This is a genomic window from Ardenticatena maritima, from assembly GCF_001306175.1.
Taxonomy (GTDB): Bacteria; Chloroflexota; Anaerolineae; order Ardenticatenales; family Ardenticatenaceae; genus Ardenticatena; species Ardenticatena maritima.
This window is the reverse complement of the sequence record NZ_LGKN01000006.1, coordinates 207,426-223,537: the sequence shown is the minus strand read 5'-3', so window position 1 is coordinate 223,537 and position 16,112 is coordinate 207,426. Positions and strand designations below refer to the sequence as shown.

Genomic DNA, 16,112 nt, shown 5'->3' with positions numbered 1-16,112 from the left:
ATTGTGAACGAGCAACGTCGGCACATTCACTTCATAGGCATTGGCGGCGCTGGGCTGTCGGCGCTGGCGTCCGTCATGCTGGCGCGCGGGTGGCGGGTCAGCGGCTCCGACCGCATGCCGAGCCCACGCCTGGATGCCCTTCGCCGCGCAGGTGCGGAAGTCTTTTTGGGGCATAGCGCCGAGTTTGTGGGTGATGCTGATTTGGTGGTCATGTCGAGCGCTGTGCCGGACGACAACCCGGAAGTGCAAGCCGCACGGGCGCGCGGCATTCCGGTGCTCAAGCGCAATCAGTGGTTGGCGGAACTGACGCGCGACTACGACTTGATTGCTGTCGCCGGCACGCATGGCAAGACCACCACCACAGCCATGCTGACGCTTGCCCTTGCGGACGCCGGTTTTGATCCGACGGCGGTGATTGGCGGCGAAGTGCCCCAATTGCAGGGCAACGCGCGCGTTGGCGGCAGCCAATGGTTCGTGCTGGAAGCCGACGAGTACGACTATGCGTTTCTGGGTTTGCAACCCTATGTGGCGGTGGTAACGAACGTTGAACACGACCACCCGGATATCTATCCGACCGAAGAAGCCGTATTGGAGACGTTTCGCCGCTTTGTGGCACAGGTGCGCGCCGATGGATGGCTCATTGTGTGTGGTGATGACGCCGGCGCGCGGGCTGTGATGGATTCGGCGCCCGCTTCGACGCGCACGCTCACGTATGGGTTTCAGCCCGAAAACCGCTGGCAGGCGGCGGCATTGGAACCCAATGATGTGGGTGGGTTCAATTTTGTGGCTGTGTATGACGGTGTGCCAATGGGCGCTTTCCAGTTGCGGGTGCCCGGACGGCATAATGTGCTCAATGCGCTGGCGTGTATTGCTGTGGCGCACACCTTGGGGATTGAGACGAGCGATTTGCAGTACACACTCGCGCGCTTTGAGGGCGCGGAGCGCCGTTTTCAACCCGTTGGCACAGTGGGGCGCGTGCAAATTTTTGATGATTACGCGCACCACCCCAGCGAGATTCGGGCGACGTTGCGGGCGGCGCGTGAGCGTTTTGGCGAGCGCCAAATTTGGGCGATTTTTCAGCCGCATACGTACAGCCGCCTGGCGGCGCTGTTTGATGAATTTACAACCGCCTTTACCGACGCCGACCGCGTGTACGTGAGCGATGTGTATGCCGCGCGCGAAACGAACTCGTTTGGGGTAAGCGCCGCCGACCTGGCGCAACGTCTGCAAGGCGTCGAGGTGGTCTATGTTCCGACGCAGGATGAATTGCTTAGCCGTTTGTTGCAGGATGTGCCCGAAGATGTGGTGATTTTGACGCTTGGCGCAGGTGATATTACCACTTTGGGACCACGCTTGCGGCAAGCGCTTGAAGACCGCGAGACCAAACAACATGAAAGGAGGGCGGGATGACCCAGCACACACGCCAAATTGACCCAATCCATGCTCGTCGTGTGGCTGAACGGTTGCTTCAACAACTGGGCCCCGCACCAACCATTTTTGAAGTGTTGAAGGTGCAACGGCGTATTGTGCGTGTGCCCCTTCGCCAGACACCAGGGAGGCTCGCCGGATGAATGCCAAGAAGCGGAGCAGCGGGCCGCGCCGTTGGGCGTCACGCGAGACGTTGTCCAAGCGTGATTTGGTGCGCGTCATTTTTCACAATGCTTTTGAAGACCGCTTGAAGCAAGATGAGCCGCTTGCGCCTTACACGTCGTGGCGCGTGGGCGGGCCGGCGGAATGGTTCTTGCGGGTGGACGATACCGATGAACTCATCAAAGCCGTCCACACGGCGCACCGCGCCAAAGTGCCCTACCGCGTGATTGGCGGCGGGAGCAACATTTTGGTCAGCGATAAGGGCGTGCGCGGGCTGGTGATTCTCAATCGCGCCCGCAAGTATCGCCTGCGCCCCGAAGGCGACTACATTGCCATGATTGTGGATTCGGGCGTTTCGTTGCCCTGGCTCGCCGGGCAACTCATCCGCGAAGGGGTTGCCGGCCTGGAATGGGCGATCGGCATTCCCGGCACGGTGGGCGGCGCTGTTGTGCAGAACGCCGGGGCGTGGGGGTACGAGACCGCCGATGTGGTGCGTGCCGTGCAGGTGATGGACCCGGACGGCACTATTCGCACACTCAAAGCCGAAGAAATGGATTTTGGCTACCGGCATTCCATGATTTTGGACATTGAGCCGTACAAGCGGCCGGTTGTGTTGCGTGCCTTGTTTGCTCTGCGGCGTGATGACCCGGAGGCAATCAAACAGCGGGCGCAGCGGTTTATGCGCTTGCGTTCCGAATCACAACCGCGCCAGGCAAGCGGCGGCAGCACGTTCAAGAATCCGCCGGGCGATTACGCCGGACGGCTCATCGAAGCCGCCGGTCTGAAGGGGTACAAGATTGGTGGCGCACGTGTGAGTGAGCAACATGCGAACTTCATCGTCACCGAAGAAGGCGTTACAGCGGCTGATATTCGCGCCTTGATTGAGCACATTCAGCAGGTTGTCAAAGAAAAATTTGGTGTTGAATTGGAACCCGAAGTCGAATTTGTAGGGGAATGGGATTGAAATGAACCACGGGCGCACTCGTTCCGACATTCATACGGTCGCCGTGCTCTTTGGCGGACGAAGTGGCGAGCATGACGTCTCGCTTCTTTCGGCGCGCTCTGTGATTCAAGCGCTGACAACGCTCAACTACCGCGTCTATCCCATCGGGATTACGCGCGATGGCTTGTGGTTGCCGGGCGTCCACCCTGAAGCCATGCGCGACCATAGCGCCCAAACACGTGTGCCGCCGCGTCCCGAACGGTATGCGCTGGATGTCGCCGGGGCGCTTCTGCTGCACGAGGTGGATGTTGTCTTTCCGGTCCTGCATGGACCATACGGCGAAGATGGTACGGTGCAAGGGTTGCTCGAAATGGCGGGCGTGCCCTACGTGGGCTGTGGCGTGTTGGCGTCGGCGCTGGCGATGGACAAAGCCATGGCAAAAGTAGTGCTTGCCGCCGCGGGGCTACCGCAAGTGCCGTATCTGGTGGTGATGCGCCATCGCTGGCGGCAACAGCGCGACGCAGTGTTGCGTGAGGTGGAAGCGCACTTTGGCGACCACCGCCCGCTCTTTGTGAAACCGGCGAATTTGGGTTCGAGTGTGGGGGTTTCGCGCGTGGATGTGGGCGATGATGTCGCGGCGGCGATTGACCTGGCGGCGCAGTACGACCGCAAGGTGATTGTGGAGTACGGCGTGCCCAACGCCCGTGAAATCGAAGTGTCTGTGCTGGGGAACGATGAACCGCGCGCCAGCGTGGCGGGCGAAATTCGCCCGCTGGGCGAGCACACTTTCTACGACTACGTGGCGAAGTACACGGACGGGCATAGTGAGTTGCTGGTGCCCGCTCCGATTGACGAAGCCTTGATGAATCGTGTGCGCGAGATGGCGGTGCAAGCCTTCCGCGCCATTGACGGCAGTGGCCTCGCGCGGGTTGATTTTTTGCTCGACCCTCAGACGGGAGAGGTATTTCTCAACGAGTTGAACACTATGCCTGGCTTCACCCACCTGAGCATGTACGCCCGTTTGTGGGAAGCCGAGGGCATGACCTACACCGATGTTGTCCAGCGTCTGCTGGAACTGGCGTTGGAACGTCACGCTGAAAAAATGCAGAACCGGGTGGAGTGAGTATGCCGCGCCGACGACGCTCAAACAGTCGCATTGGGACGCCACGCCCGCGCCGCAATGGGCGCCGTGTGGTGCGCCGCCGCTCGGAACGCATGTTTGGGCGCACGGTGGAAACGAATGTGCTGCGCCACAGCGTGGCGGTGCAGACCATGCCGCGCCATCGCTGGGTTTCGCTGGCTCTGCTGACAATTTTGGGAGCGGTGGCGTATTGGCTCTTTATGAGCAATACCTTCTACGTGTTTGATGCACGGATAGAAGGCGCACAGTTGTTGACCGCCGCAGAAGTGTACACGCTGGCGGATATTGATGGATGGCATGTGTTTTGGATTCGTCCGGATGACGTAGAAGCGCGCTTGCTGAGTGAGCCCACCATCAAGCAAGCCGATGTGTCGGTGCGCTTGCCGAACCGTGTGACCATCCGGATTGTGGAGCGCGAGCCGGTGGCGGTCTGGCAGAGCAACGCCGAGAGTTACTTTGTGGATACCGAGGGCGTGTTGTTCCGCTTGCGTGGCGATGCGTCCGATGCGTTGGTGATTCGCGATATGCGCGGGATACCGGCGCAACCGGGTATGCAAGTGGACCCCGAAGCAGTGCGTACCGTACTGGAATTGCACGCCTTGTTGCCGGAACGCCGCGCGTTTGACTGGCGACCGGCGGCTGGTGTGAGTTTCTTCGCCGAAGGTGGCTGGGAAGTGCGCTTTGGCGACCGCCATGATTTGGCATGGAAGGTTGCCGTCTATCGTACCTTTGCCGAAACGATTGCGGCGGAAGGCAATGTAGCGTTTCTGGATTTGACGGTGCCTGAGAGGCCATTTTATCAGGTGCGCACAGGGGAGTGAGACAAGGAGTCGTCTATGTCGCACGTGGTAGTCGGGCTTGATATTGGAACTTCAAAAGTGGCGTGTCTCATTGGTGAAGTGGAGCGCGGCAACCGTATCCACGTGGTTGGTGTGGGGGTTGCGCCGTCGCAAGGTGTCAAGAAAGGGGTTATTGTGGATGTGGCGGCGGCCAGCGCCGCTGTGGAAGAAGCGGTACACAAAGCCGAACGCGCCGCTGGTGTGCAAGTGGAATCGGCGTTTGTGGGTGTAGCGGGGGCGCACATTGCGGGTATCAATAGCCGCGGCACCGTTTCGATTGCGCGCAGCAACCACCGCGTCGAAGCGCAAGATGTGCGGCGGGCGCTCGAATCAGCGCGAACAGTGGCCATTCCCCATTCGCAAGAGGTGGTGCACATCATTCCGCGCGGCTATTGGTTGGACGGCGAGAATGGCGTGCGCAACCCCATTGGGCTGCATGGGTATCGCCTTGAAGTGGAGGCGCACATTGTGACGGCGGCGGTGACGGCGTTGCAGACGTTGGAAGAGTGTTGCCGCAATGCGGGCGTGTTGGTGGAAGCCTTCGTGCTGGAACCGCTGGCGTCGGGTGAAGCGGTGCTGGAAGAAGACGAGAAGGAATTGGGGGTTGTGCTGGTGGATATTGGCGGCGGCACAACCGATATCAGCATCTTTTTGGAAGGCTCCGTTTGGCATACGGCGAGTCTGCCGCTTGGGGGCGCGCACTTGACACATGACCTGGCTGTGGCATTACAATGCCCCGTCGCAACGGCGGAGCGCCTGAAATTGCGCTACGGCGCGGCGCACCCTGAAAGCGTCGTCGAAGATGAAGTTATCGAAGTGAGCGCCTTCGGCGATACAAGCGTTCAGCAGGTGTGGCGGAGCGAAATTGCCGAAATCCTCGCCTATCGCGTCGCCGATATCTTCGACCTCATCCAGCGCGAAATCAAACGCTCCGGCTACGATGGCTTGCTCCCTGCCGGACTGGTCTTCTGTGGTGGAACCGCCAATTTGCCCGGATTGCGCGAAGCCGCGCACGAAGTGTTTGGCTTGCCGGTGCGTATCGCCCCGCCTCATACCGAGCGCCTTTCAGGCTTGGTGGATGTGCTGGGGTCGCCCACGTACGCCACAAGCGTTGGGTTGCTGGAATGGGGCGCGCATCATCACCAGGTGAAGGAACCAACGCCGCAACGCGCCGAAGTTCAATCACCGTGGGCGCGGTTGCGTGAATGGTTGCAGATGTTGCTGCCGAGTTGAGTGAGGGAATACCAACCGGTTTGATGAAAGCCGGTTGTGAAAAAGTCGCAAGTTGAACAGGAGGAATGTCATGTACCACAATCAACAAGAAATGCCCTTTGAAGAATACAACGAAATCGAGAACTTTGCCCAAATCAAAGTCGTTGGCGTGGGGGGCGGTGGGTCCAACGCGGTCAACCGCATGATCGAAGCGGGGATTCGCGGTGTGGAATTCATCGCCGTCAATACCGACGCCCAGGCGCTTTTGCTCAGCCAGGCGCCGCACCGCATTCGCATTGGCGACAAACTGACGCGCGGGCTGGGTGCAGGCGGCAATCCCGAAGTGGGGCGCAAAGCCGCCGAAGAGAGCATGGAAGACCTCTACAACGCCTTGCGTGGCGCGGATATGGTCTTCATCACTGCCGGCATGGGGGGCGGCACAGGCACGGGCGCCGCGCCTGTGGTGGCGAAGATTGCTCGCGAGGCTGGCGCACTCACCATCGGCGTTGTGACGCGCCCCTTCTCGTTTGAAGGCAAGCGGCGCATGGAGAACGCCGAAGCGGGGATCGAAGCGTTGCAGGAAGCCGTGGATACGCTCATCGTCATCCCCAACGACCGCCTGCTCCAAATTGTGGACAAGCGCGCTTCGATTCAAGACGCTTTCAAGACGGCGGATGATGTGTTGCGCCAGGGGATTCAGGGCATTTCGGAACTGATTACCGTGCCCGGGCTCATCAACCTGGACTTTGCCGACGTGCGCACCATTATGGCCGAAGGTGGCGCGGCGTTGATGGCGGTCGGTGTGGCGTCGGGTGAAGAACGCGCTCGTGTGGCTGCCGAACAAGCGGTGAGCAGCCCGCTGCTCGACATTACCATTGATGGGGCGCGTGGCGTGCTCTTCAATATTACCGGTGGGCCCGATTTGAGCCTCTTTGAAGTCAATGAAGCCGCCGAGTTGATTCGCGCGACCACCGATCCGAACGCGAACATTATCTTTGGGGCGGTGATTGACCCCACGATGGAAGATGAAATCCGCATTACGTTGATTGCGACGGGCTTTGAAAGCAATGCGCGCCGTCAGCGCCCGCCGCAAGAAGCGATGAAGCGCGCGGTGGGTGATGGTCAGGCGCCGCGCCGTGGTCCGAACCTGCACGAAAAGGTGAAGGAATTTCCGGCGCGCCGCTTCGACCGCGACGACCTGGATGTGCCGGCGTTCTTGCGCCGCCGCTAACACCAACGTTGCTGACATTCCTCCTGTGGTAGGGGGGCAAGGGGGCTGAAACGCTCCCTTGCCCCGACGTGCATGCCGCTCAGGAGGGATTCTGCTCGGACGACGTTTGCGCCGCGAAATAGGCGACGGTTTCGCGCAATCCTTCTTCGAGCGTGCGCGTTGGTCGCCAGCCGAGTTCGCGTTCAGCCCGTGAAGCGTCCAGGTAAATTTTGAACGTTTCGCCCACGCGCGCCGGCGCGTACACCGGGTCGAGCGGGTAGTTGGTGATGGTTTTCAGCAGTGCAAAGAGTTCGTTGATGGACGTTCCGCGCCCTGTCCCCAAGTTGTAGATGTGCCCATTCCCCTGTTCCAGCACCATCACATTCGCGCGTGCGCAGTCAAGCGCTGAAAGAAAATCGCGCTCTTGTTCGCCTGTGCCGAAAATGGTCACAGGTTCTTGGCGCAGCATGCGTTGGCTGAAAATGGCGACCACGCCTGCTTCGCCGTGGGGGTCCTGGCGAGGACCGTACACGTTCGGGTAGCGCAAAATGGTGTATTCCAGCCCGAAATTGTGGCGGTTGAGGTAGAGATAGTGTTCGACGGTGTGTTTGCTCGCGCCGTATTCGCAAATGGGGTTGATGGGATGGTTTTCATCGCATGGAAGGTACTCCGGTTCACCATACACCGCCCCGCCGGTGGACGCGTAAATGAATTTGCGCACACCGTAGCGCCGCGCCAGCAAAATGAGGTGCAACGAGCCAAGGATGTTGATTTCAGCGTCGTGCATGGGGTCTTCGACGGAACGGCGCACGTCAATTTGGGCGGCGTGATGGTTGACCACGTCGGGGCGTTCGGTGGCAAACACCTCTTCCAAAGCGGGGTCGCGGATATCGAGGTGGTAGAACCGCGCTTTGGGGTGGACGTTTTCGCGCTTACCGCTACTCAGGTTGTCCACCACCACAACGTCGTGCCCGGCGGCAATGTAGGCGTCCACAACGTGTGAACCAATGAATCCTGCGCCCCCTGTGACGAGAATTTTCATACAACCACTCCCTTGCAATTGATTGAACAGCGTGTTGCCACTATAAAAGCGCCGATACGGGCTGGCAAATGGGAGGCGGCGCAAAGACGGGTTGCGCAAATGCGTTTCGATTTTGGTTCATGCCGTGATAGAATGCGCCTGCTCCATGAAGAATTGAAACGGCAAGGAGGCCAAAACACGATGGGAACACCTGCTCTTGATTGGACACACATTGCACGTCTGATGCTTCTTTCCCGCACGCTCGACACGATCGAAGAAACGGAGTTGCTCCCCTCTGGCGAGGTTATTTACCAATTCTCAGCAGGTGGACATGAATTGGCGCAAGTGCTTTTGGGGTTGCAACTCACGCACCCGCATGATGGCGTCTCCTCGTACTATCGCAGTCGCCCCCTCATGCTCACGTTGGGGCTCACGCTGGAAGAAGCGTTGGCGGGCTCAATGGCGCGCGAAGGAAGCCCAAGCGGCGGGCGTGATGTGGGCGTCGTGTTCAATCGCCCCGGACGTGGGGAGCGCCCGACGGTGCTTCCGGCGGCGGGTGATGTTGGTTCGCAGTACACGCCCGCGGCGGGGTGGGCGCAGGCTATTCGGTATCATGTTGAACAACTGGGGCATTCGGATTGGGAAGGCGCGATTGCTGTGGTTTGTGGTGGCGACGGCTCCGTAGCCGCCAATGGGTTTTGGTCTGCCTTGACGATTGCCACGACCTTGCGTCTCCCTATGCTCTTTTTCATCGAAGACAACAACTATGCCATCTCGGTGCGCCACGAGTTGCAGACCCCCGGCGGCAATATCGCCGAAAACCTCGCTGCCTTCAAAAACTTGACCGTGATGCAGTGCGACGGGACCGACCCACGCGAAGCCCCCGGCGTCATTGCCGAAGCGGTGCGCCTGGTGCGCGAAGGGCATGGTCCTGTCCTGCTGCGTGCGTCGGTGGTACGCTTGCCTGGCCATTCTTCCGTGGATACCGCCGCCTACAAATCCCCCGAAGAGCGCGAAGCCGAACAACAGCGCGACCCTCTGCGCCGCGTGCGAGAGTTTCTTGTGCCCAACCACATGAGCGCGGAGGAGTGGGCGGCGCTGGAAGCCGAAGCCGAAGCGCGTGTGCGTGCCGCTGTTGAAACGGTACGCGCCTGGCCTGAGCCGACGCCGGGTACTGGTACGCGGCATGTTTTCTTTGAGGGAGAAGTCCAACAGCAAGGCGGCCTCTTGCCTGAAGGTGTTGTCCTTCCCAAAGGGACGGATGTTCCACACCCCGATACGCCCGTGCGCATCAACCTGGTGGATGCCGTCTTGCGCACATTACAACACGAGTTGCGTGTCAACCCGCGCATGTTGGTGTTTGGCGAAGATGTGGGCGTCAAGGGAGGCGTGCATGGCGCTACACGTGGCCTGCAAACCGAATTTGGCGAAGCGCGCGTGTTCGATACGTCGCTCAGCGAAGAAGGCATTATTGGGCGCTCGATGGGCATGGCGATAGCGGGGCTCTTGCCCGTGCCGGAAATCCAATTCCGCAAGTACATGGACCCCGCGACCGAGCAGATGAACAATCTGGGCACCATTCGCTGGCGCACGAACAACCGTTTCGCCGCGCCGGTTGTCGTGCGGATGCCGGTAGGCTTCTCGAAGAAGGTGGGCGACCCCTGGCACTCGGTCTCGGATGAGGCTGTGCTGGCGCACAAGCCCGGTTGGTACGTGGTGATGCCGAGCAACGCGGAAGATGCGGTGGGGCTGTTGCGGACGGCGTTGCGTGGCAACGACCCGGTGGTCTTTTTGGAACACCGCAACTTGCTCGACAATAGTGTCGCACGGCGTCCCTATCCCGGTGATGACTTCATGTTGCCGCTTGGCAAAGCCGCCGTGGTGCAGGAAGGCAACGACTTGACGGTGGTGACATGGGGCGCGATGGTGTACCGTTGCCTGGAAGCCGCCGAGGCGTTTCCGGGCGCGGTTGAAATCATTGACTTGCGCACTATCAAACCGTGGGACCACGAGGCGGTGCTTGCTTCGGTTGAAAAGACAGGGCGATGCCTGATTGTACACGAAGATTGCTACACAGCCGGTTTTGGGGCGGAAGTGGCGGCGACAATTGCCGAGGCGGTTTTCTTCTCGCTGGATGCCCCGGTGTATCGGGTGGCGGGGGCGGATTGCCCTGTTCCCTACAACAAGCGTTTGATGGATGACGTAGTGCCGACGGTCGCGCGTATTCAAGCGGCGATGGAAGAAGCCTTGACAGTGTAAGGACTTTTGTTGCAGTGCGCGCCAAGCGCCTAGGATGAAAGGCAGGGGGTTTTCTCCTGCTTTTCATCCTAGGATAGGGGGAGAGTGGTGTTGGTGCGTACCGGTGATGTGGGAGAAGGTGAGGTTCGTGTGACGTGGCTTGACTCTATTCGTGAAGCGTGGATTGCCGTCAATCCAGATGGTGAGTACATTGAAGAGTGGAATACACACGCCGCCCGCTTGTTGGGTATGCGGCCTGAACACCGTGGAAAGCCCCTGGCGCAGGTCTTCCCTGCGCTGGGGGAACAGGTGCATGAGGCGCGGGTGGTGCATCAAGGCGTGGTGTGGCGTCTTTTTCGTACCACCGACCCGTCAACAGGGCGTCTCCTCTTCCTGTTCCACGAGGATGTCCCCGCCGACCCACACCAACTCATCCAGTTGTTGAGACCCCTGCAACGCCGCATGGCGGACATTTCGCCGCTCACGCTGGAGGCATGGTGGGCGGCTCTCGCGGCGTGGGCGCAAGACCTGCCGGCGCACGATGTGCAGATGCTCTGGGTGGGAAGTGAAGACCGCACATGGGCCTATACCCAGCTTGATGTGCCCGCCTCGCTGGCAACCGCTTTCACCGAGCATGTTGCCCATTCGCCATGTGTTCCTCACTCGTTTACGGTAGAAGCGTCGCTTGGCGTTGTCTGCCCCCGTCGTCAGCACACCAATTTGTGCCTGGCGGTGCTCATTCCCCATTCTGGCGCAACGCCGGCTGTCCTGGCGGCTTGGCGTGAAGTCGCCGAGTGGGTGCATATGACCTACGAGGCCGCCGCAAGCACCACGAGCATCTTGCGGCTTGATAGATTGCTGACGGATTTGCAAGCCATTGTCGGCATGGTGCGGCATGCTCCCCTCGAAACCGTCTGGAATTATCTCGCGCAGCGCATCTGCCATGCGTTTGATGCGGATGCCGCCTACCTGCTACGCTGGGACGTGCAGCGTGATATCCCTGTGCCTGTCGCGGCGGTAGGGCCCTTGGCACAGCGATATGCGATGTTGTCCGCAAAGCCGCATCGCCGCACGCTGACGGCTTCAGTCCTCAGCGCCAATCGGGTCATTGCTGTTGAAGATGTCTTCAATTCCCCTTTCATTGATATTGAAGTGGCATTGCTGTTTCCGCAGCGTTCATTGTTAGGATTGCCGCTTGTTCACGAAGGGCAACGGATTGGCGCCATTTTGCTGGCGTGGGATGAACCACGCACATTTTCGCCCGCCACCGTCCAGGAAGCCGACGTTGTGCGCCATGCACTCAGTTTCTTTTTGCATCGTGCGCTGATGGAGCAGGAAGTGCATCGCCGCGTCAGCGAGTTGGAGACGGTGCATCAAGCACACGGTACCATTGCAACCACGCTGGATATGGACGAAGCCGTCTGCCAGATTTTGGAGCAGGTGCAGCAGATGGTGCCGGCGCATGTGTGCATGTTGTTGTTGGAAGATGAGACAGCACAAAACGGGCGCACTGTGCGCTTGCATGCCGCGCTGGGGACAGGTGCGCCGCTTGCGGGGCAACAGTATCCGGTTGATGCGTTTCCGCCTTTGCAAACCATCTTGCAAGATGGCATTCCTGTGACGCATACAACACGCGAAGGCGTTGGACAGCAGGAAGGCTTGCCCTGGAAAGATGCGCACACATGGCTTGGCGTTCCGCTCATTTTGCAAGGATATGCGCGTGGGGTGCTGGCGGTCTATCGGCGCGATGCGTTCACCTTTTCCAGTTCGCACGTGCGCATGCTCACCGCATTTGCACGTCAGGCGGCGACTGTTTTGGAAAATGCCCGCCTCTACTCCGCATTGCGCCAGCGCGCCCAAATGCTTGAACGCTTGTACCGCGCCGCGGAAGATTTGGTCTCGAAGCGTTCGCCGCATGATATTTTGCAGCGTCTGGCGCACCACCTTATCGCAACAGCACAATGTGTGAGCTGTCATATTGGTATCATCGAAGGCGCGTCGCTGCATTTGATCGCCGAAGTCACACGTGAGGATTTTCAGCCGCGGGCTTCGCTTTTGGGGCGCACATTCCCGCTGAAAGAGTTGCCGCTTTTGCACGAGACCATCACCACATTCACCATTCGCACGGTCTCCAAGGAAAGCCCCGAATTATTGCCGCGTGAGCGGCGTGCGTTTCAACGGTTTGGTGTAGAGCACGCGCTACTGGTGCCGGTGTGGGGGCAAGAACAGCCGTTGGGGATTGCCGTCTTGCACTTCAATGCCCCCCCTGACCATTTGGATGAAGACGCCGTCTCCCTCTTGCGTAGTCTGGCGAACTACACCGGCGTGGTGTTGACAAATGTGCGCTACTACGAGCAGGAACAACGCCGCGCGCGTCAGATGGAGGCGCTGTATCGCGCCACCGCCTCGTTGCTGGGGACGCTCGATATGGATGAATTGCTTGACGAAATTCTTGGCGCTGCGATGCGTGCGATTCCCAGTGCTGAAAAAGGCACATTGGCATTGGCGGATGAAACAGGGCAATTGCGTGTGCATGCCGTGCGTGGGTATCACGACCTGCATGTGCGGAACATGGTCATGCCGGAGACCGGGTATGCCGCCAAATCAGCGCGCGAGGCGCTTTCCTTGCTCATTGAAGATGTTGATGCGCTCGAAGATGTTTTCTACGAGGGCGATATAGCCGAAGTGCAAGCCGTCAAGTCGGGGATTGTGGTGCCGCTGGTCTATGGCGATCGTGTGTATGGCGTGATCTCACTGGACGCGACTCAAAAATTCGCGTTTACACGTGATGACTTGGAGATGTTGCGCACATTCGCGATTACAGCAACGGCCGCCATTCACAATGCGTTGTTGTATGCGGATGTGCAGCAAATGGCGCTCACCGATGACCTGACGCAGGTTTGGAATCGGCGGGGCTTTTTCGATATTGCCAGGCGTGAGTTTCACCGCGCACAACGCTACAATCGCCCGCTCAGCGCGCTGATGGTGGACCTGGACTACTTCAAACGGGTCAACGACACCTACGGGCATTTTGTTGGCGACCAGGTGCTGGCGCGCTTCGCGCATGTGATTGTCCACCATGTGCGGGATGTGGATATTGTGGGGCGCTATGGTGGTGAAGAGTTTATGGTGCTCATGCCCGAAGCAACGCTCGAACAAGCCGTACAGGTTGCCGAGCGGTTGCGTGAAACGATTGCACAAACGCGTCTTGAAACCGATGTTGGCGCGATACAAGTGACGGCAAGCCTTGGGGTGGCTGCTCTGCGCGATGAGGATACCGCTTTCCAAGACATTCTGCGCCGCGCGGATCAGGCGCTTTACAAAGCCAAGGAAGCGGGACGCAATCGGGTGGCGTGGGAGGCGTAGGCGAGGCGTTGCAACAAAATGAAAACAGCCCCTTTTGCGGGGCTGTTTTGCGTTTAGCCAACCTTGACGGCGCTTGCAGGCGGGGTAAACCCTTCGGGCCACTTGGTGTTGGCGTTGTAGCGTGCGCCGCGCAGTGTTGCACCTGTCAAGATCGCGTTGGTCAAATCCGCGTCGGTCAAATCCGCCCACCGGAGCGAAGCGTTGGTGAAATTGGCGCTGTTGAGGCGCGCTTTGTGCAGAATCGCGCCTGAGAGGTTGGCGTGGCTGAAATCAGCCCCTTGTGCAGAAGCGTTGCTGAGGCTGGCGCCAACCAGGTGGGCGCGCACCAGTTTGGCGTTGTTGAGCAGAGCATGGTCGAGAATAGCGCCGCGCAAATCGGCTTCGTTCATGTTTGCCTCCTGGAAATTGGCCGCTGTCGCAACAGCCGTGCTAAGGTTGGCGTTGTGCAAATTGGCGCCTTGAAAATTGGTGTTTTGCAACGAGGCTTTGAAAAGAACCGCCATTTGCAACACGGCGCTACTCAAATCGGCGTTATCGAGAATGGCTTGGCGGAGATTGGCTGCGCTGAGATTGGCGCCGCGGGCGTCCACGTCGCGCAGAATGGCTTGGAAAAGACGGGCGCGGCGCAAGTTGGCGCCAATCAGTTTGGCTTCGGTGAAGTCGCATTCGTTCGCCGTCGCCGCGTACAAATCGGCTTTGAAAAGCATAGCGCCTTCAAAATGAGCGCCGGTGAGATTGCTATCCACCAGCACTGTGCCCAGCAACGACGCCCCTTGGAAGTTGGCTTGCTCAAGTGTGCTGCTGCTCAGGTTGAGCCCGTCCAGGTGCTGGTTGCTGAAATCAGGGGCGCGCCCTTCGCCGTAAGCCATGGAAGCCGCCGAGAGCACTTCCTGGCGGGTAAGGATGATTTTTTCGCCTGCTGGCTTTTCTGCGTTTGGTTGCACCATAATTGCGACCCCAATAAAGCGGTTTGTTGATAAAAGGATAAAGGGATGAACGCATTAGGACTAATGGTCATACTAACTACTTGAAACCCTTTTGCCAATAGTACTTCTTTCATATTTTCACACAAAATGCCACAAGGGGATATACAAAGAGCGGTGGGAAAACAAAAACGCCATCGGAATACCCGATGGCGTTTCGTGGTGGGCGCGAGAGGACTTGAACCTCTGACCTCCCGGATGTGAGCCGGACGCTCTAACCAGCTGAGCTACGCGCCCGTATATCGCATATGCCGGGGGTGGGACTCGAACCCACAAGGACGTAGTCCACACGATTTTGAGTCGTGCGCGTTTGCCAATTTCGCCACCCCGGCACACCAGAGCGTCCGCGGGAGGATTCGAACCTCCGACCTCAGCCTCCGCAGGGCTGCGCTCTATCCACTGAGCTACGCGGACACGCGAACTCTCCGGCAAATGACCGCGGAGGGACTCGAACCCCCAACCCGCTGATTAAGAGTCAGCTGCTCTCCCAATTGAGCTACGCGGCCATGACCGTGTTCAATGGGGGCGGAGGGATTCGAACCCCCTCAGGCTGTGCCAACGGATTTACAGTCCGCCCCGGCTCTCCAACTCCGGCGCGCCCCCATGTGATGTCTTGGTTTTTGAATGTGCATTGTGTCTGCCGTTGACAGCGCGGGAGTATAGCATAGCCCCATGATTGTGTCAAATACTCATTTTTGAAGAGAGGCGAGGCGAAAAGGTATGCGTGGGCTTACGCCAAGGGGACGATGTATGTTGCCGCTTGCACGTTGCCGCGGGGAAGGTGCAAGCGTTCGAGAAGCGCGGCGAGATGGTGGGGGTCGCCTGTTGTGGCGTAGGTGAGCGTGCCCTGACGAGTGCGGTCTGGGTGATGGAGCATCTGTTCGTCGAGCACACGTGCGACTTGGCGGGCAACGGCTTCGCCGGCATCTACAAGTGTGATGTTGGGACCGACGATGCGCTGGATAACGTCTTCCAGGTAGGGGTAGTGGGTGCACCCAAGGACGATGTGGTCGGCGTTGGCTTCGAGCATGGGGGTGAGGTATTGTTGAAGCAGCGCAATGGTTGCTGGGCTGTCGAGTTCGCCGCGTTCGATGTGTTCAACAAGCCCGTGGCAAATTTGTTGCACTAACTGCACACCTTGCGCCCATTCTTGCACAACTTCTTGAAGCAATTCGCCCTGCATGGTGGCGGGAGTTGCCATGAGCCCCACCACACCGCTTTTACTGTGGCGCGCCGCTGGCTTGACGGCGGGCACCATACCGACAAAGGGAACGTGAGGATACTCGCGGCGTAGCCAGCGCAATGCCGCGGCGCTGGCGGTGTTGCATGCGACGACGATGATCTTCGCACCATGCGCCAAAAGCCATTCGGTTGCGGCTTGCGAGAGCCGGCGGATTTCTTCGCGCGGGCGTGGCCCATACGGGACATGCGCCTGGTCGGCGAGGTAGAGGATATCTTCATTGGGCAAGAGGCGGTGCACGTGGCGCAGGACAGTCCCGCCGCCAATCCCGCTGTCAAACATGCCGATCGGTCCGCCTGGATTGGTCATCGTTGACTCCTTGCAAGTGG

The 16,112-nt window shown here is 59.4% G+C and carries 12 protein-coding genes and 5 tRNA genes; 9 read left to right on the top strand and 8 right to left on the bottom strand.

Features of this window, described 5'->3' with window-relative positions:
• The first annotated feature begins 3 nt into the window (after positions 1-3).
• The 7 genes from murC (at position 4) to ftsZ (ending at position 6,956) form a co-directional block, all read left to right on the top strand.
• Positions 4-1,410, top strand: a complete 1,407-nt coding sequence (murC, locus tag SE16_RS11810) for a UDP-N-acetylmuramate--L-alanine ligase (RefSeq protein WP_200907516.1) — start codon at positions 4-6, stop codon at positions 1,408-1,410.
• The gene (locus SE16_RS16040; protein ID WP_160317067.1) at positions 1,407-1,571 is read left to right on the top strand and encodes a hypothetical protein; all 165 of its coding nucleotides are present in this window, start codon (positions 1,407-1,409) and stop codon (positions 1,569-1,571) included. Before murC ends, SE16_RS16040 begins: the two co-directional genes overlap by 4 nt.
• A complete protein-coding gene (gene murB / locus SE16_RS11805; protein ID WP_054494329.1) occupies positions 1,568-2,554 on the top strand; it encodes a UDP-N-acetylmuramate dehydrogenase in 987 nt (328 codons plus the stop codon). Before SE16_RS16040 ends, murB begins: the two co-directional genes overlap by 4 nt.
• A 1-nt stretch (position 2,555) precedes the next feature.
• The gene (locus SE16_RS11800; protein ID WP_054494327.1) at positions 2,556-3,656 is read left to right on the top strand and encodes a D-alanine--D-alanine ligase family protein; all 1,101 of its coding nucleotides are present in this window, start codon (positions 2,556-2,558) and stop codon (positions 3,654-3,656) included.
• Between the two features lie 2 nt (positions 3,657-3,658).
• Positions 3,659-4,495 (top strand): cell division protein FtsQ/DivIB, encoded by an 837-nt coding sequence (locus SE16_RS11795; protein WP_054494325.1) that lies wholly within the window; start codon positions 3,659-3,661, stop codon positions 4,493-4,495.
• A gap of 15 nt (positions 4,496-4,510) precedes the next feature.
• Complete coding sequence (ftsA, locus tag SE16_RS11790; RefSeq protein ID WP_054494323.1) at positions 4,511-5,746, top strand: cell division protein FtsA; 1,236 nt, start codon at positions 4,511-4,513, stop codon at positions 5,744-5,746.
• A 70-nt stretch (positions 5,747-5,816) separates the two neighbouring features.
• Positions 5,817-6,956, top strand: coding sequence for a cell division protein FtsZ (gene ftsZ, locus SE16_RS11785; RefSeq protein ID WP_082374490.1), 1,140 nt, complete (start codon positions 5,817-5,819; stop codon positions 6,954-6,956).
• A 79-nt stretch (positions 6,957-7,035) separates the two neighbouring features.
• Here the strand turns inward: ftsZ and SE16_RS11780 are convergent, their stop codons facing one another.
• A complete protein-coding gene (locus tag SE16_RS11780) occupies positions 7,036-7,977 on the bottom strand; it encodes an NAD-dependent epimerase/dehydratase family protein (protein WP_054494322.1) in 942 nt (313 codons plus the stop codon).
• Between the two features lie 180 nt (positions 7,978-8,157).
• On the opposite strand from SE16_RS11780, the gene SE16_RS11775 reads away from it, so the two are divergent.
• Both SE16_RS11775 and SE16_RS11770 read left to right on the top strand, forming a co-directional pair.
• Entirely contained in the window at positions 8,158-10,215 is a 2,058-nt protein-coding gene (locus SE16_RS11775) for an alpha-ketoacid dehydrogenase subunit alpha/beta (RefSeq protein ID WP_060687635.1), read from the top strand.
• A 129-nt stretch (positions 10,216-10,344) separates the two neighbouring features.
• Positions 10,345-13,560, top strand: coding sequence for a diguanylate cyclase (locus SE16_RS11770; RefSeq protein WP_152918240.1), 3,216 nt, complete (start codon positions 10,345-10,347; stop codon positions 13,558-13,560).
• A gap of 53 nt (positions 13,561-13,613) precedes the next feature.
• Here the strand turns inward: SE16_RS11770 and SE16_RS11765 are convergent, their stop codons facing one another.
• The 7 genes from SE16_RS11765 to murI all read right to left on the bottom strand — a co-directional run bounded on the left by SE16_RS11765 (position 13,614) and on the right by murI (position 16,092).
• Positions 13,614-14,507, bottom strand: coding sequence for a pentapeptide repeat-containing protein (locus SE16_RS11765; protein ID WP_054494318.1), 894 nt, complete (start codon positions 14,505-14,507; stop codon positions 13,614-13,616).
• 196 nt (positions 14,508-14,703) lie between these two features.
• Positions 14,704-14,780, bottom strand: a tRNA-Val gene (locus tag SE16_RS11760).
• 12 nt (positions 14,781-14,792) lie between these two features.
• Positions 14,793-14,875: transfer RNA gene (locus SE16_RS11755), tRNA-Leu, on the bottom strand.
• A 9-nt stretch (positions 14,876-14,884) separates the two neighbouring features.
• Positions 14,885-14,957 (bottom strand) — tRNA-Arg (locus SE16_RS11750).
• Between the two features lie 19 nt (positions 14,958-14,976).
• A tRNA-Lys gene (locus SE16_RS11745) sits at positions 14,977-15,049 on the bottom strand.
• Positions 15,050-15,063: 14 nt separating this feature from the next.
• Positions 15,064-15,146 (bottom strand) — tRNA-Tyr (locus SE16_RS11740).
• Positions 15,147-15,273: 127 nt separating this feature from the next.
• Positions 15,274-16,092, bottom strand: coding sequence for a glutamate racemase (gene murI / locus SE16_RS11735; RefSeq protein ID WP_054494316.1), 819 nt, complete (start codon positions 16,090-16,092; stop codon positions 15,274-15,276).
• Between the last annotated feature and the right edge of the window lie 20 nt (positions 16,093-16,112).

What these genes read in the sequence shown, in the direction of transcription:
- ftsA (WP_054494323.1), top strand. Translation starts at nt 4,511, where the DNA reads ATGTCGCACGTGGTAGTCGGGCTTGATATTGGAACTTCAAAAGTGGCG.
- SE16_RS11765 (WP_054494318.1), bottom strand. Translation starts at nt 14,507, where the DNA reads ATGGTGCAACCAAACGCAGAAAAGCCAGCAGGCGAAAAAATCATCCTT.
- murI (WP_054494316.1), bottom strand. Translation starts at nt 16,092, where the DNA reads ATGACCAATCCAGGCGGACCGATCGGCATGTTTGACAGCGGGATTGGC.
- SE16_RS11775 (WP_060687635.1), top strand. Translation starts at nt 8,158, where the DNA reads ATGGGAACACCTGCTCTTGATTGGACACACATTGCACGTCTGATGCTT.
- SE16_RS11800 (WP_054494327.1), top strand. Translation starts at nt 2,556, where the DNA reads ATGAACCACGGGCGCACTCGTTCCGACATTCATACGGTCGCCGTGCTC.
- ftsZ (WP_082374490.1), top strand. Translation starts at nt 5,817, where the DNA reads ATGTACCACAATCAACAAGAAATGCCCTTTGAAGAATACAACGAAATC.
- murB (WP_054494329.1), top strand. Translation starts at nt 1,568, where the DNA reads ATGAATGCCAAGAAGCGGAGCAGCGGGCCGCGCCGTTGGGCGTCACGC.
- SE16_RS11780 (WP_054494322.1), bottom strand. Translation starts at nt 7,977, where the DNA reads ATGAAAATTCTCGTCACAGGGGGCGCAGGATTCATTGGTTCACACGTT.
- SE16_RS16040 (WP_160317067.1), top strand. Translation starts at nt 1,407, where the DNA reads ATGACCCAGCACACACGCCAAATTGACCCAATCCATGCTCGTCGTGTG.
- SE16_RS11795 (WP_054494325.1), top strand. Translation starts at nt 3,659, where the DNA reads ATGCCGCGCCGACGACGCTCAAACAGTCGCATTGGGACGCCACGCCCG.